The sequence below is a fragment of the Pseudomonas sp. D1HM genome, from assembly GCF_019266105.1.
GTDB lineage: Bacteria > Pseudomonadota > Gammaproteobacteria > Pseudomonadales > Pseudomonadaceae > Aquipseudomonas > Aquipseudomonas taetrolens.
Genome location: NZ_LRMN01000006.1, coordinates 22,886 through 39,215, shown reverse-complemented (window position 1 = coordinate 39,215; position 16,330 = coordinate 22,886). Strand labels below are relative to the sequence as shown.

The 16,330-nt window shown below is 54.2% G+C and carries 10 protein-coding genes; 8 read left to right on the top strand and 2 right to left on the bottom strand.

Annotation, left to right across the window (positions count from 1 at the left end; all coding sequences use genetic code 11):
* Positions 1-94: 94 nt before the first annotated feature.
* The 3 genes from AWM69_RS07775 to kdsB all read left to right on the top strand — a co-directional run bounded on the left by AWM69_RS07775 (position 95) and on the right by kdsB (position 3,550).
* Entirely contained in the window at positions 95-1,324 is a 1,230-nt protein-coding gene (locus AWM69_RS07775; protein WP_218726168.1) for a tetratricopeptide repeat protein, read from the top strand.
* 66 nt (positions 1,325-1,390) lie between these two features.
* Positions 1,391-2,233: a 3-deoxy-8-phosphooctulonate synthase gene (gene kdsA / locus AWM69_RS07770; protein ID WP_048382160.1), complete on the top strand. Its 843-nt coding sequence runs from the start codon at positions 1,391-1,393 to the stop codon at positions 2,231-2,233.
* A 30-nt stretch (positions 2,234-2,263) separates the two neighbouring features.
* Positions 2,264-3,550: a 3-deoxy-manno-octulosonate cytidylyltransferase gene (kdsB, locus tag AWM69_RS23090; protein ID WP_218726167.1), complete on the top strand. Its 1,287-nt coding sequence runs from the start codon at positions 2,264-2,266 to the stop codon at positions 3,548-3,550.
* A 482-nt stretch (positions 3,551-4,032) separates the two neighbouring features.
* Here the strand turns inward: kdsB and AWM69_RS07760 are convergent, their stop codons facing one another.
* Both AWM69_RS07760 and AWM69_RS07755 read right to left on the bottom strand, forming a co-directional pair.
* Positions 4,033-6,180 carry a tail fiber domain-containing protein gene (locus tag AWM69_RS07760; RefSeq protein ID WP_218726166.1) on the bottom strand — a complete coding sequence of 716 codons (2,148 nt, stop codon included), beginning with the start codon at positions 6,178-6,180 and terminating at the stop codon, positions 4,033-4,035.
* Between the two features lie 2,193 nt (positions 6,181-8,373).
* Positions 8,374-9,306 (bottom strand): SIS domain-containing protein, encoded by a 933-nt coding sequence (locus tag AWM69_RS07755; RefSeq protein WP_218726165.1) that lies wholly within the window; start codon positions 9,304-9,306, stop codon positions 8,374-8,376.
* Between the two features lie 242 nt (positions 9,307-9,548).
* Between AWM69_RS07755 and AWM69_RS07750 the strand changes: the two genes are divergently transcribed.
* The 5 genes from AWM69_RS07750 to AWM69_RS07730 all read left to right on the top strand — a co-directional run bounded on the left by AWM69_RS07750 (position 9,549) and on the right by AWM69_RS07730 (position 16,327).
* Positions 9,549-10,625: a phosphotransferase gene (locus AWM69_RS07750; RefSeq protein WP_256930239.1), complete on the top strand. Its 1,077-nt coding sequence runs from the start codon at positions 9,549-9,551 to the stop codon at positions 10,623-10,625.
* A gap of 147 nt (positions 10,626-10,772) precedes the next feature.
* Positions 10,773-12,794, top strand: a complete 2,022-nt coding sequence (locus AWM69_RS07745; protein WP_218726164.1) for a capsular polysaccharide biosynthesis protein — start codon at positions 10,773-10,775, stop codon at positions 12,792-12,794.
* Positions 12,734-14,047, top strand: a complete 1,314-nt coding sequence (locus AWM69_RS07740; RefSeq protein ID WP_218726163.1) for a capsule biosynthesis protein — start codon at positions 12,734-12,736, stop codon at positions 14,045-14,047. The genes AWM69_RS07745 and AWM69_RS07740 overlap by 61 nt, the downstream gene beginning before the upstream one ends.
* Entirely contained in the window at positions 14,044-14,820 is a 777-nt protein-coding gene (locus AWM69_RS07735) for an SDR family oxidoreductase (protein ID WP_218726162.1), read from the top strand. Before AWM69_RS07740 ends, AWM69_RS07735 begins: the two co-directional genes overlap by 4 nt.
* Positions 14,813-16,327: an LTA synthase family protein gene (locus AWM69_RS07730; protein WP_131654725.1), complete on the top strand. Its 1,515-nt coding sequence runs from the start codon at positions 14,813-14,815 to the stop codon at positions 16,325-16,327. Before AWM69_RS07735 ends, AWM69_RS07730 begins: the two co-directional genes overlap by 8 nt.
* The last annotated feature ends 3 nt before the right edge of the window (positions 16,328-16,330 follow it).

Below are 16,330 nucleotides of genomic sequence, written 5' to 3'. Positions count from 1 at the left end.
ATGCGCACCAAAGGTTGCGCATACCTGGCTGATAGGAATTACGCGAATACTCCTATCAGAGCCGAGAGCAACTCGCCTCTAATCATGATAAAAAATGAACAAATCCATAGTTAAATCTTCAAGTCATTTTCACTTTATCGAATGTAAAGGGGCGGACACCGTAACTGTCATTTTTTCTGCCAGAAATGATCGCCCACCAAAATTCACTTTCTGGAAGGCCGGGAACGCACTGAAATCACACGTTATTTTTCTCAATAGCGATGTGCCTCAATGGTACCGAACTGGAATTCCTGGCATCTCAGGCGGTATCAGGGGGGCAGTCAAGTCTATCTTGAACTTCAAGAAAGACGTTGGAGCAAAACGACTCGTCATGACAGGTAGCAGCATGGGCGCGTACGGCGCCTTGCTGTACGGATCCATGGCCAAAGCCGATCAGGTATTAGCATTCGGCGTGGAACCTGTTTTGGGTGTACCAGGTGGCAAGACCGATATCACTCGAAACCATTTGCAGTATGTATACCCTGACCTCACCAGTCTTCACCTCCCCCCTACAACTATCTACTATGGGGGAATGGACATCAACGACATTCTCGGTGCATGGTTGCTGCGCAAGCGAAAGCGCGCCGAGATCATCTGCATCAATGAATCGCAGCACGACACGCCTGATTTCCTGAGCCGACAGAAGCGTTTGACAACCGTTTTCAGCGACATGGTTGAAGGCCACAAGATCAGTAACTTTGGCTACTCTGCAGGCGATGCAGACGACGACAAAACAGTTCATTTCCTGTGGGCACTAAACAATTTACTCGTGGAAAAAAACTGGCCGGAAATAGGCAAACGAATCAACTCGCATCCGCTTATCGCACTAAACAGCCCACTAGTTCAATACCTTCAAGGTATCGCCAACTTCCGTAACAATAATCTGAGCGGCGCACTTGAAACACTAGAACACATGACAACTCACACACCCGGTTTTTGGGAAGCATGGATGAATCTGGGTGCAGTGAATCTGAAGCTCGGCAACTACGAGAACGCCATTAAGTCATGTTGGAACGCCGTAAAATTGCGCCCTCATCGCTCTATTGCACATGTCCAACTGTCACACGTCTATACGAAGGCTGGTCTGAACGAACAAGCTTTTGATCACGCAGAATGGGCGTGCAAGCTCAATTATTCCCGGCCCGAATATTTCGACAGTCTGGCTAAAATTGCCGACATCGTAAAGCGCCCAATTCCCGACAAAGAAATTCTCCAGTTGAATTACGATAAAAACGTCAAAGCCGCTCAAGAGAAATTCGCTGATTACGACTTGAAACTCTCATGAGTATGATCTCTTCTATTTCGTAAGACTTTGCCGACTTTTCTCTCGAAAGACATATCAGGTTTAAACATGATCAAAATCACCCCTGCAATCGAATGCTCCAACAATGCCCCTTTCGTTCTGTTCGGCGGCATCAACGTACTGGAATCCCGCGACCTGGCCATGCGCGCCTGCGAAGAATACGTGCGCGTGACCGACAAGCTGGGCATTCCGTATGTGTTCAAGGCCAGCTTCGACAAAGCTAACCGCTCGTCCATTCACTCGTACCGTGGCCCGGGCATGGAAGAAGGCCTGCGTATTTTTCAGGACGTCAAAGCAGCGTTCGGCGTGCCGGTCATCACCGACATCCACGAAATCTATCAGTGCGCGCCTGTCGCCGAAGTGGTCGATGTACTGCAACTGCCTGCGTTCTTGGCCCGCCAGACTGACCTGGTAGTGGCGCTGGCCAAAACCGGCAAGCCGGTCAACATCAAAAAGCCTCAGTTCCTGAGCCCGTCGCAGATGCAGAACATCGTGCACAAGTTCAAGGAAGCCGGTAACGATCAGTTGATCCTGTGCGACCGCGGCACCTGCCTGGGTTACGACAACCTGGTTGTCGACATGCTCGGTTTTGGCGTAATGAAGCGCACCTGCGACAACCTGCCGATCATTTTCGACGTGACCCACGCCCTGCAGCAGCGCGATCCATCGGGCGCAGCTTCCGGCGGTCGTCGCGAGCAAGTGGTTGAACTGGCACGTGCAGGCATGGGCGTCGGCCTGGCCGGTCTGTTCCTGGAAGCTCACCCGAACCCGGATCAAGCCAAGTGCGACGGCCCAAGCGCCCTGCCGCTGGACCAACTGGAGCCGTTCCTGGCTCAGATCAAAGCCCTGGATGATCTGGTCAAGTCGTTCCCAGCGCTGAACATTGGTTAAACCCGGCCTTTTGAAGCAAGGATTCTGAACATGGCACGCACAGAACAACGGGTCGCGATTGTTATTCCGGCCCGCTACGGCTCGACTCGTTTGCCGGGCAAACCGCTGGCGGACATCTGCGGGAAACCTATGGTGCAGCACGTGTACGAACGCGCGCTGGAGGTGGCAAACGCCGACGTGGTCGTTGTCGCAACTGACGACGAGCGCGTAGCGCAAGCCGTAGAGGCGTTTGGCGGTCAATACATCATGACCTCGCCGGATCATCCGTCAGGCACGGATCGTCTGGCAGAAGTCATGGCGAAAGTTGATGCTGATATTTACATCAACTTGCAAGGCGACGAGCCGCTGGTTCGCCCGGCCGATATCGAAGCCCTCGCTACCGGTATGCTGGCCGACGCACAGGTCAAGGTCGGTACGCTGTGCCATGTGATCGATGCTCACGAAGCCGCCAACCCCAACACCGTGAAAGTGGTGCTGGCCAATAATGGCAATGCGCTCTACTTCAGCCGCTCGCCCATCCCGTACCCACGGGATGGCGAAGTAGCCACTTACCTCAAGCATGTCGGCGTGTACGGTTATCGTCGCGACGTGTTGGCGGATTACAGCGGCCTGCCGCAAGCGATGCTGGAAAACGCCGAAAAACTTGAGCAACTGCGGCTGATGGCTGCCGGTGTGTGCATTCGGGCCTACGTGGTTGAACCCACCGGGCCGGGCGTTGATACGCCTGAATGCCTGGAGCAGGTACGCGCCCTGATGAGCGGAAAAACACCGGCTCCTCGCACCACACTGAACGACATTCGCCTGGTGATTACCGATGTGGATGGCGTGCTGACCGATGGCGGCATCTACTACGACGCGACGGGCGAATGCCTGAAGCGTTTCCATGTGCGTGATGGCATGGGTATGCGCCTGCTCGAAGAGAATGGTGTGCGCGTGGCGGTGTTGTCCGGTCGTGATTCGCCAACGCTGCGCAAGCGCGTTGCGGATCTGGGCATCACCCTGTGCCAGTTTGGGGTGAAGGATAAGCTGACTGCATGCAATCAGTTGATGGCCGAAGCCGGTGTCAGCGCTGCCCATACAGCGTGCATCGGTGACGACTGCATCGATCTGCCTGCTTTCGCAGCATGCGCCCTGTCGTTTGCGGTTGCAGACGCTCCTGTGTACGTAAAAGCAGCGGCGACTCACGTACTCACGGCAGCAGGTGGCACGGGTGCTTTCCGCGAAGTGGCAGACAGCATTTTGTTTGCTCAGGGCAAGGACGCGGTACTGGGCACTGCGGCAGGTTATGCGCAGGTCATGGCCAGGATGGCGCAGTAAGTCGACGACTTTCTGTTCCTGAATTAAAAACGGGGCCTCTAGCAGGCCCCGTTTTTTATTCCACGTAAAACGCCAGTTGATCGGTAAGCGCTCCATAAACACCACATTCAAAGTTATCAACGCCTCAACGCTGTTAAGCGAACCAGCTTCGCCCACACATCCTAAAGCCCAAAGCTGCGTGCCAATCTATTCAAAAGCTGCCGTCGCGCCTGCTCGAAGGTTATCGCAGCTACTTGATGGCCGAAGATTATGCAGATTATACGCTTTGGGGCGCGCAATCCTGCGTCGAGCGTTTAATCTTAGCTGGCCAGGCTCATGTCCGACCTAGGTGATAAAAGCTGCCACGCGCATTAAGCCATCAACCTGAAACCGAATCATTATAGCGTTTAAGACATATACATAAATGGTAACAAATTGATCGGCGTCTCGGAGAGTCGGTAGCAGTTGCCACGTGATAATTAGAGCATTTCGAATTTATAGGTTTATTTAGACTCAAGCGCTGAAAGCCTTATCTTTAGATCGAGCAGCGCCGCTTCCGTGTCACGCTGTGTTGCAGCAATCCCAGCAAGCATCGCCAGTGCAAGCTGGTCGTTTCGGAACGAATAGATACTCCCCGCCTCACGAACAAGCGTTCGCCCCGCAGGCTTAACCATAACCTCGGTGCTCGGTGAAATTTCTTTACCAGTTTCAGGATCGAAAACAGCGGGCTGCATTTCATATTCAGCTGCGTAATCCTCATATTTATCTTCCCACTCATCATAACAAACGAAGGCATTTCGGAAAGGGTCTAGACCATGCGCCTCGAATATCTCGATAGCTCTTTGAACTGTCATCCCGACATGCCAACGAGCTGCATCAACGCCATTTTTAGCAATGCTATCGAGAAATTGGTACATACCAATTTCAGCGAGAAGCGCCTTGGCAACATCAATCTCCACAGCGGTCATGAGTCGGACGCTAGACTTGTGACGGGCGTCGGAAGTATTGATCGCCCCTGTGCTGGCATACACGGTTGACCAACGAGCATCAGCAGCGCCTAAAGTTCTGACGCCATCAGAGTTAGGGGTGATCCGACTGGTTATGAGAGTGGCGGCGCGTAGTTCATGCGTGCTTGCACCACTACCATCACCAGTGATCACTTCAACGTTAACACCATCACCGGTAACCTTATTAACAAACTGACGAGCAACAGAAAGGGCAGACACTACTTGACGCAGTTTAAAATATCCACCTATAGAGGTGCGAGTCCATTCAGTGATAACATTTCCTACGCCCTGCTGATCCCAGCTATTATTAAACATTGAAATAGCGCTAACAACTGTACTGTCTTTACGCAGAGTTATTCCCGCCCAAGATGACACATAAGCTATTTGACCAATGGTGGTTAAGCGGGTATTTTGGGTCAGATCAAACAGCACATCAGAAAGTCTATTTTGCGCGGTAGTGGTATTATTAACTGTAACACCCGTACAGTTATTCATAGCAAACCCAATATCATTACCAACACCAACGAAATTGCCATCATAAACAGACAAGTTGCACTGATCTAGATTGTAGGCACGATGTACGCCAGAAAAAAAACCGCCACCATGGTCTGGCTGCACTGTATTGTCTTTTAGTTTAAGATCTGAAATACCGCTGAGCTTAAACCCATTCCAATCATGCGTTGCCCCCTTCCATCCTCTACGGTGACGACGGATAGTGTTACCGGATAGCATTATTGAATCTGGGCCCGCCATATCCACGCCGGTCCTCTGACAATTCATATTATTATTCCAAATCTTCGGCTCATTAAGTAAGACTGCGCCGACAAAAACCACTGAATCCATGTTGCCTATAAAGTCGTTACTGTACACATTCATAAACACTCTATCGCCAATTTCGAGTGCCATATAGGTAGGCCCTATATTGTTAGCATACATACGTAGACTTAGGACGACACCTTCTGCGTCTGCAAAGACACCCGCATCAGTCAACTGCCCTGAAGGATCACTGGAAATATCAAATGCCCCCTGAATATTATTATGCGCAACCTCCGCACCAACGCAGTCTCCAATAGTAAACCAGCGCCGCGCACCATAATCCCACCCAAAAGAATACTTTTCCTTGATGCATACTGCGCCCGAGCAAAAGTTATTGTAAATAATATAGCGAAGGCAGTAAGCAAAGTATTGATCGGCGCTTTTCGGGCCACGAATGGCACCCGCAATGTCAGCGCCTTCAGCAACATGACGGATACCAATAGACCCCATAACACGGCCAATATCAGTCGACGGAGACATATCGAAACCGTACATTCCGGGCATGTCTTTATAGAATATGGCAGACCCAGGGCTACCGGAAATAAGGAACGGCTTCCCTTTAATAGTGCGCGTAATCTTGAATGACCCGGAACCAATATCTAAGAGTCTTCCCGGCTTAGCTGTGCAGTATTTGGCAGCAGCTTCGAACGCGCTACTGCTATCTTTCGCCGCGTCACCGGCTACATAGTCAGGGTACGCACCAAGAAACGACAGGATGCTGACCCGCTCCATACCTATTTCTTCGACGCTTCGCTTAACTGCGCCAGCTATCGGGGATAGTGTAAAAACCAACTTTCCGCCGTCATCACTGGCTAGATTTTTCTGCAAAATCGCATCGCCAGCCGAAATGGACTTTGACGGTTCATCCTCCCTTATCTCACGCGCACTGCAAGAAAGCGCAAGTGCAGCGGATGAGGCTGTACCAAGAGCACTAATTTTCAGTAACTGCCGGCGACTTACCATAACGACTCACTCTAAATAACATTAACGATTGACAGTATACGGGTGGGAATGTCGTGATTTTGTAATATCCAAGATTACAGCAGAAAACTCCCGACCGTATCCGTCCCATTGATGATCCTCGATTAGCACCATTTAAGCTCGCACAACCCTATGCGCAGCGATCACCCCAACATCCTACGCCCAACGCATACTGCGCTTGGTATTCCCGCTGACCGTAACCAGTCCTCCGAAAGCCCTTCCATACGGTAAGATATCAACTGATTCTGTACCCTGCCCTCAATGGTCGTTACCAAATCGGGAGTTTGCGCTTCGGTCAGCGCGTTGGTGAGAGGTGATCCTGTAAATAGGTACAGGTCACCATCCTTGGGTGTGCGCAGATTAGCGGTCGCAATGATCTGCGCGTCGATCTCATAGTGGCCACCTCTGCCCAGCGTATGATGCGCTGTTTTAGCTGCTACCGAAAAATCTCGACAACCAATACAGCCCAGATTGATTCAGGCTTAGCCACTATTAAGAAACACTAGCGAAACTAGCGCAGCCGAGAGCGAACCTGATGTGACATCGGCAGCTGCTATGCTGATAACCATGGTTACTGGATAGGACGCAGTGCACTCCCAAACTGAAACCCCCAGACCGACTGCCTGAACCAAGGAGAGCCAAGGCCTTCTTTCCAAATATTCCGTTGATAGAGAAAACCGTTACTATACCCTTCAGCACCAGAGCCTTGCCACTTGCCGACCCAATGATTATTTCAATTGCAAACAAGGCTTTGCTGAATATCTGCAGTGCTGTACTGATGTGACCGCCAGCATTCAGCACTGCACGTGATAAGCTATATCGCCTTAAGCTGCAGGCGTATTTGTAACGCGATTCTTTTCGTACTTCAGTACACTGAAGATGAAATGTTTTCCGTGCATGTCCATTTAGCCCCCTAAGTGCTGCTATAGATATCTTTAACCTGACATCATCGACACGTTAAAAATAGACGAGCACTGCATCTGAGAAGACTAATTAACTGCTCAGTAAGGAAAAACCAGATCCAAGCGGCGAATAGGGATTGCGGAAGAACTGAAAGTCGTAATTAACCGGATACTGACCAGAAAAGCCGACCACATAATCCGAACCAGTAAGTTGATGTTCATGGATGACGAGCAGCCGATGATCAGCAGTATGTTTTTCAGGAAGTTCGTTCGTGCTCGGGAGGCGTCAGGGGTTAAAATAGTTAATTCCCAGATGCGATATTTACGGACCAAGGCTAGAACAAAAAAGGTTGAATTGGGCGAGAGACATTCTTCATGCCAGAAATCAACTTAGATGTACAACTGTCATCATGATAGAGAACTGCATTCGCCAGAGAATTGGTAAAAAGGTCACACGACAAAGTTAATAGCTGAAAAAATTTAGAATATTGCGAAAACAGCGGTTGCGATTTTTTAAAAAACCTCGCAAGACCTTGACTTGCAAGATCCAGATGTTGGAATCGAACAACAATGTAAAAAATGAAGATATTAATTTTTATGTAAGCATTCCATAAGCCCGACATTCGAAGTCATCAACTGATATATGCCGCTGTGCACCAGACGCCTTTCCAGAACCAACACTTCATGATGCGCTCTCCGCAAGAAATGGGAAATGCTAAACACAGCATTAGCGATGATGTTAGCGAGCAACTGAAGATCATGCCGTTGTAAATCCGCGTGATCAGGCTTGTGAGCAAGGCCTACGCTTGTAATGGTTTCAAAAGCGCGTCAGTTACGCCAACACCTGATAACCGAGATTACACCGGTTTAACGCTTTAGGCTCGCAATCCGGTGTCAAGCGTTCAGGCTGTTGAGCTCATGCGTGACGCAGGTTTGTCGCGGCGTAAAAGGGGTCGTCTGAAGGCAAAGCTGAGCACACCTAAAGATCGACACTTTTAATCATGGAGCGCTTTCGATCGTGTCCCCCCCTGTTGCCCAGCACAGTTAAGTACCTGATTTACGACAACTTAGCCGCTGTCCTGAACCTTAGTGGCTCGTCAGCGGCTACAGCTACGCACTATTTTTTGACCGGGATGAATCAGTCGAAAATTTCTACCACACCCACTACAGCATTAGCTTGATCAGTGACGGCCAGAGCGCGGATTTTGTGGTCGATCATGTAGGCTTCGGCTTCGGACAGTTGCGCGTCGTCTTTGATGGTGTGCGGGTCGCGGGTCATAAAGTGGTCCACAGTGGTGTGGATTACATCTTGGTCCTGCAATAACGCGCGGCGCAGGTCGCCATCGGTGACCATGCCCACAAGGACGTCGTTGTCCATGACAACAGTCAGCCCCATGCGACTTTGGGTCATGACCAGCAGGCAGTCGTGAAAACTGGTAGCTGGGGACACGATGGGCGCCGGAGTGTGCATAACATCACTGACGCGAGTCAGCAATTTACGGCCCAGACTGCCACCCGGATGGTAACGGGCGAAGTCCATTGGCTTGAACTGAATGGCTTCGATGATCGCGACTGCCAGCGCATCACCCATGGCCATTGTGGCCAGAGTTGAAGTGGTCGGCGCCAGGTTGTTCGGACACACTTCGCGCTCTACGGAAATATCAAGCCAGATGTCAGCATGCTTGGCCAGGGTGGATTTACCATTCCCGGTCATGGCAATGATTTTGTTGCCAAAGGATTTCAGGCTCGGGATCAGCTTGATCACTTCTTCGGTTTCACCGCTGTAGCTGATCAGGATCAGCACGTCGATCGGTTTAAGCATGCCCAGGTCGCCGTGGAAGGCTTCAGCCGGGTGCAGAAAGAAACTGGGGGTTCCCGTGGAGGCGAAGGTCGCGACCATTTTTTTCCCGATCAGGCCGGACTTGCCCATGCCGCAGACCACGGTGCGTCCTTTGCAACCGAGAAGCAGTTCGACAGCGCTCTGAAATTCACCATTAAGACGCTCAGCCATTTGGGTGACCGCTTGGGCCTGGGCGATGAGGGCTTCTTTTGCGATAGCGAGGTGATTCATCTTTTTGACTTTCGTCCTTGAAGGGATGGAATGGGAGGGGCAGTGAATTTTAAGCTCTTTGAAACAATTAGCAAACTCACGTTACATGCACCCATTGGCTTTTATTGGCTGATTTTCTGTCCAGGCCATAAAAAACGGCTTGATGAGCAAACTTTTCGTTGTACCTGTGTTCTCTATCACTCAGCATATTGCTACCCATACCGCAACGAGTCGGACGTACGGCACTCGCCTAAGTTGAAACCATGAATTCGGATCTACATCCTCTGCAGGGTCGCAGAACACTTTACCGCTGGCAGCACGGCCAGTTGCAGGACCATTTACGCGCACTGTTGCCGCAATGGCGGGAACACCCACTGACAGTCGTTAGCCAGGATCTGGACTCCAACGCCTCGTTCGTCAACTACGTGCGCCAGCATCAAATAACTGATCCCAGCACGGGTCTGACCGTGGAACTGGTCGAAAAGTCCATCCGCAAATTATTTTTTATTGGCAGCCAGGAGGCGCGCTTTTATCGGCAGCTGGACATGCTCGGTGCCAGCACGCAGTTTCAGTACCCGGTTTGCCTGGGGGTAATTGAAACACCATGGGAAAGCCTGATTTTTACTGAGTTTGTGCACGGCAAGCCGCCGCGCATGCCAAGCATTGCCCCACAACTGGCCCTTGGCATTGCCGAACAGGAAACCCTGAGCCACGACTACTTAAGCCGCCAGCCTGCATACAAGGCCCCCTTGTTCTGGAGCATGGACTTTTATCGCCCGTGGTTTCTGCTGCGCCCGCGGTTCAACTTTGCGCGCTGTCTGCCCGAACTTGAGCGGCTCGGACGCAGCGATGAACGTTTCAGCGGGCTGGTGGATAGATTCAAGGACTTTACCCCAGTACTGGCACGCCTGGCCCGGGCTGCGCGTCGCAGCCCCAAGTGCATCAGCCATATGGATTATCTGCGCAAGAACCTGTTTGTCGATAACGGAAAACTGCTGCTGATCGACTGGAGCGAGGTCAAGGTCGGGCGCGTGGGATTTGATGGTGGGGCTTACTTGAGCGCGCTATTCCGACGAAAGGATATGCCGCTCTTCCTCAAATCCCAGCAGCAATTTATAGACACCTATCGCCAAGCGCTGCCTGCACACTTCGACCCTGATGAAGCACTCTGCAACCTTCACTACATGTTCCTGCTGAATGCTTTGTTTCACTGCCTGCGCCCGGAAACCATCAGCGAGTACCAAGAAAAGAAACGCATGCCACTGCTGCGACAGAAGTACGACTACCTGCTCGGCCTGCTGGATGACCAAAAGCAGACTGCCATCACGCATTCCGTCTAATTTAAGGCTTTCCCTACATATAGTTGAGAAAAATCAGGCTTCCCATCCTGATTTTGTATTAATATTCGCGCCTAATATTTTGTCGCCCGAGCCCTGCTCGGCGGCTTATTCCGCACGACACTTCAAACGGATTTTTGCTCCACGTTTATGGATGAAGCTCTTCCTCTACCGTGCTTATTGATCCTGTCCAAAGGCGCTCAGTGCATACCCACCCTGCCCTCGCTGCTGCCCGATTTTGTGCTGCGAAACGGTACCGTGGCCGACGTGCGCAAAGCCGACTGCCTGATGGCATGGGGACGCAAACCGAGCGCAATCAAAGCCATAGCGATTGCCTCGCAGGCCAATTTGCCGGTCGTCACCCTGGAAGACGGTTTTTTACGTTCCATGGGTTTGGGCGCTGATGAGCCACCGCTGTCGCTGATTGTCGATGACGTCGGTGTCTATTACGACGCCAGCGCGCCTTCGCGCCTGGAGCAATTGATTGGCACCCCGCTGAGCCCGGACGAAACCCGTCGCGCCCAGGCGCTGCAACAGCTGTGGCAGCAGCAGCGTGTGTCCAAATACAACAACGCGCGGATCGAACACCCAGATCTGCCGGATGATTGTGTGTTGCTGGCGGATCAAACCTTTGGCGATGCATCACTACAAGGTGCTGACCCGCAAGCGTTCAATGCCATGCTTGACGCGGCCCTGGCGCAGTATCCCACCAGCACCGTGCTGCTCAAGGTTCACCCGGATGTTATCGCGGGTCGCAAGCAAGGGCATTTTGATCTGGCGGCGCTGGCCACCCACCCTCGGGTGCAGGTGCTGGCGAGCCCCGTTCATCCCGCCGAATTACTGCCGCGCATGCGGGCCGTGTATGTCATGACCTCGCAGCTGGGCTTCGATGCCTTGCTGTGGAATGTGCCCGTGCACACTTGGGGCATGCCGTTTTATGCCGGCTGGGGGCTGACACAGGATCGTTTGCCGCCTCCGCCCCGTCGCCAACCGGTCAGCCTTGAGCAATTGGTACATGCCAGCCTGGTGCGCTATACGCGTTATGTCAGCCCCGAAACCGGGCAGCCGTGCACGCCAGAGGTGCTGATGCACTGGCTGGGTCTGCAACGCCGCCATCGCAGCGCGCTGCCGGCGTCGGTGCAGATGATCGGTTTCAGCCGCTGGAAAGAGCCGCTGGCAAAACTGTTTTTCAAGGGGTCGGCGATTAAATTCGTCAAACCAGAGCAACCGCTGGACCCGAGCCTGCCAACCGTGTCCTGGGGCTGTAAACACGACGTTGATCTCAAGACACATCCGCAGGCCGTGAGCCGAATCGAGGACGGATTTCTACGCTCGGTAGGCCTTGGTGCAGGAAAGGCGCGGCCACTGTCCTGGGTCGTGGATGACCTGGGGATCTACTACGACGCCACCCGTCCGTCGCGCCTGGAACGCATCTTGCTCGATGATCCCTTCGAGGCTCCGTTGCAGATGCGGGCGCAGGCCCTGCGCAAGGTTATTTGCCATACAGGGGTCACCAAGTACAACTTGCCCGGCAGCTCGTGGCTGCGGCCCGCTGAAGCAAAACGGGTGATTCTGGTCACAGGACAAGTGGAAGACGATGCGTCGATCCGCTTTGGGGCCAATCGCATCCGCAGCAACCTGCAATTACTGCAGGCGGTGCGCGAACGACATCCCGATGCCTGGGTTCTATACAAGCCGCACCCTGAAGTGCTGGCCGGCACCCGCGCCCGTGGCCCTGACGAAGCACAAACGGTGAACTGGTGTGACGAAGTGATCGGCAACACGCCGCTGCAATACTTGTTCGACACTGTGGATGAGGTGCACGTTCTGACTTCCCAGTCCGGCTTTGAAGCCCTGCTTCGCGGAGTGCCTGTGACCACCTATGGCCAGCCGTTCTATGCCGGCTGGGGCTTGACCCAGGACGAAGATCTGCACCCCGGGGTGCGAGCGCGACGCACACGCACCTTGAACCTGGATCAACTGGTGGCGGGAACATTGCTGTTGTACCCCACCTACGTCAGCCGCATTACAGATTGCTTTACCACTGCCGAGCAGACTCTTCACGAACTACAACACTGGCATGCATTACCGCAGCCTGGAGCAACCACCAAATGGCAGGATTTGATACAGCGCTGGAACAGTTTGTTGGGCAAAATGCGCCTGAGAAACTGAAGGCGCAAGCACCAAATCCTTCACTTACTCCGGTTTCTCGCAGTTTTTTATTTCTGCAAGGCGTCAGTTCTCCATTCTTCGCGCGGCTTACCAAATCGCTACGCGATATCGGCGAACAGGTGCAATGCGTCAATTTCAATGTGGGCGACGTGCTGTACCGCCCAGGTGCCCGCACAATTTGTTCGGTGCACGCCGGGGAACTGGACGCATTTTATAGCCGTACCTTCCACCAGCTTGATGTCACCGACCTGGTGCTGTTCGGCGACTGTCGCCCCGTGCATCTCCCTGCCATCGCACTGGCCCGGCGCCTGGGTATTAGGGTCCACGTGTTTGAGGAGGGTTATTTCCGCCCGTACTGGATCACCCTGGAGCGCGACGGCGTCAATAACAACTCGCAACTGCCGAATGACCCGGACTGGTATCGGGAAGTCGGCAAGTTCATTCCGCGCTACGACAATGGTACGTCCTTCAAGCAGTCGTTTCTGACCCGGGCCACCCATGACGTGCTGTATCACTGCGGCGGCGCGCTGAACAAACTGTGCTTTCCGAACTACCGCACCCACGCCCCCTTTACCGCCGCCACTGAGTACGCCGGGTATATTCGCCGTGGTGCGCGCCTGTTGCTTTCAGGGGCTCGCGATGATGCCCTGGTGGCGCAAGTCGCCCGCGAGCGCAACCCGACGTTCCTGTTGCCGCTGCAACTGGACAGCGATGCACAGATCAAGGATCACTCCCCCTTCAACAACATGTCCGAAGTGATCGACCATGTGCTGGCTTCGTTTGCCGCCCATGCGCCGGGCGACGCACGATTAGTGATCAAAGATCATCCGCTGACACCGGGGCTGGTGAACTATCAGCGCATCACCAAGGCCCTCGCCAAGCATTATGACGTAGCCGACCGGGTGGACTTTCTCGACAGCGGGCATATGCCCACGCTGCTGTCGCACATTGCCGGGATGGTCACGGTCAACAGCACTGCCGGCGCTTCGGCGCTGCTGCACAAGCGCCCGACCTTCGTCCTGGCCAACCCGATCTACGCCCTGCACGGCCTGACCCAGCCCGGCAGTCTTGACGATTTCTGGACACACCCGGTCGAACCGGACATGGCTCTGTTTCATCATTTCCGCAACACGGTGATTCACACCACACAGATCAATGGCGGTTTTTATTCCCGCAGTGGTATCGACCTGGCCGTGCACGAATGCCTGGACGTACTGATGGCAAAAACATCGAGAATTGAAAGCCTCCTATGACCCAACGCTCTACGCCCCGCTGTATTTTCATCACTGGTGCTACTGGCGGAATCGGCGGCGCACTGGCCCCGGCCTACGCCGCACCAGGGGTAACCCTGATCCTGCAAGGCCGCCGCCTCGACCGCCTGGAAGAAATGGCCGCCGACTGCCGCGCGCGCGGCGCCCGTGTCTTGCTTGAGCCGATTGACGTACGCGAGCTCGACGACTTGCGCGCCATGGTGCGACGCATCAGTGACACCGAACAACCCGATCTGGTCGTGGTAGGCGCCGGTATCAACATCGACATTGGCCCTCAAGGTCAAGGTGAGCAGTGGGATGAAACCCGCGCCTTGCTGGAAATCAACGTGATGGCCGCTTTCGCCACGGTGGAGGCCGCGTTGCCCGCCATGCGCGCCCGTGGCCATGGGCAAATTGCGCTGTTCAGCTCGCTGGCCGGATGGCGCGGATTGCCGGTAACGCCGAGCTACAGTGCGAGCAAGGCTGCGATCCGCGTGTATGGCGAGGCCATTCGCGACTGGCTGGCTCCCGAGGGCGTGAAGATCAATGTGATCGTGCCCGGTTATGTCGAGTCGAAAATGTGTTTTGAAATGCCCGGGCCCAAGCCTTTTCTCTGGACCGCTGAAAAAGCCGCCAATCGTATCAAGCGCGGTCTGGCGGCAAACCAGGCGCGTATCAGCTTCCCCTTTCCGCTGAACCTTGGCACCTGGCTGCTAGGGGTGATTCCGCAGCGCCTTTCTTCATTTATCTTGCGCGGTCTGAATTACAGTGAGTGAGTTCTCCATCCTGCACATCAGTATTGTTGGCCTGCTGATCACCGTTTTGCTCGAACGCCTGCTGATTCCGCGGCCTGACCTGCGCCGCCCCTTGAGTTGCTGGTCACTGCACGCGGGTATCTGGTGCGTCAGCCTGGCGCTGCTGTACGGTTTGACTGCGCGCCCGTTGTTCAGCGGGATCAATGTGGTACTGGGCTGGTTATTGATTGTGATGGTCAGCAACGCCAAGTACCACTCGCTGCGCGAGCCGTTCGTATGTGCCGATTTCGAGTACTTCAGCGACGCCGTACGTTTCCCGCGCCTGTACCTGCCATTTTTCGGCATCGGTAAAGCCGCGCTGCTGGCCATCGGCTTTGTCATCTATCTCTGGGCAGGGCTGACTTTTGAGCCACAAGTGGCCGGGGGCCGGCTTGATGCGCTGTGGCTGGGCCTGGCCGGGGTGATCCTGCTGAAGCTGGGCCATCGTCGCGAGATTCCGAGCTTTGATGCGCGTGCCGATGTGCAGCGCTGGGGGCTGGCAGCCAGCCTGTGGCGCTATTTTTGGGCCGCCCGTGCACCGGTTGATCCGGCGACCCTGGCCTCGCCTTTCGATCAGGGCAACATCGCAGCGTCTACCGCGCCATTACCCGACCTGGTATCGGTGCAGAGCGAGTCTTTTTTTGACGTGCGCGAACTGTGGTCGGGCGTAAAACCTCAGGTATTGACCGAATACGACCGCCTCGCAGAACAAGCACTGGCGCGAGGCAAGCTGCAGGTTGCCGCGTGGGGTGCCAATACCGTGCGTACCGAATTCGCTTACCTGACGGGCATTCCCGGCGAACGCTTAGGGGTTCACCGCTTTAATCCGTACCGTGTACTGGCGCGCAAGGGCTTGCCGAGTATTGCCAGCCACCTCAGGGCACAAGGCTACCGCACGGTCTGCATTCACCCGTTCCATGGCAGCTTTTATGGACGCAACAAGGTGTTGCCCGCGCTGGGTTTCGACGAATTCATCGACGTGCGCAGCTTTGATGAATCGCACAAAGCCGGGCCGTTTATCGGTGATTGCGCCGTGGCGGACAAAATCCGCGAACTGCTGCAAGACCCGACCCGCACTCAACCCTTGTTCATCCACGCCGTGACCATGGAAAACCATGGGCCGCTGCACCTTGAGCAGGTTGATGCAGCGCAGTTGCCAACCTGGTTTGACCAGCCTCTGCTGACAGGCATGGACGATCTGGCGCCCTACTTGCGACATATCGCCAATGCCGACTTGATGCTCGGCAAGCTGCGCACGACCCTCCAGGAGCAACCCAACGAAGCATTGTTGTGTTTCTTTGGCGACCATGTGCCCATCCTGCCTGATGTGTATCAGGCCGTTGGCGAGCCTGCAGGCGATACCGACTACCTGATCTGGTCCAACCGCCGCCCGCACAACGTCACCCCAAGCCCGCTGCGGGTCGATGCCCTGGCCAGTCATTTACTGACCTGCGCTGCTCAAAAACACCCTGCCAGCGGAGCCGAGTGACCC

Bases quoted from the DNA above. Each gene is read 5' to 3' on its own strand.
- AWM69_RS07775 (WP_218726168.1), top strand. From the start codon at position 95: ATGAACAAATCCATAGTTAAATCTTCAAGTCATTTTCACTTTATCGAA.
- kdsA (WP_048382160.1), top strand. From the start codon at position 1,391: ATGATCAAAATCACCCCTGCAATCGAATGCTCCAACAATGCCCCTTTC.
- kdsB (WP_218726167.1), top strand. From the start codon at position 2,264: ATGGCACGCACAGAACAACGGGTCGCGATTGTTATTCCGGCCCGCTAC.
- AWM69_RS07755 (WP_218726165.1), bottom strand. From the start codon at position 9,306: ATGAATCACCTCGCTATCGCAAAAGAAGCCCTCATCGCCCAGGCCCAA.
- AWM69_RS07750 (WP_256930239.1), top strand. From the start codon at position 9,549: ATGAATTCGGATCTACATCCTCTGCAGGGTCGCAGAACACTTTACCGC.
- AWM69_RS07745 (WP_218726164.1), top strand. From the start codon at position 10,773: ATGGATGAAGCTCTTCCTCTACCGTGCTTATTGATCCTGTCCAAAGGC.
- AWM69_RS07740 (WP_218726163.1), top strand. From the start codon at position 12,734: ATGGCAGGATTTGATACAGCGCTGGAACAGTTTGTTGGGCAAAATGCG.
- AWM69_RS07735 (WP_218726162.1), top strand. From the start codon at position 14,044: ATGACCCAACGCTCTACGCCCCGCTGTATTTTCATCACTGGTGCTACT.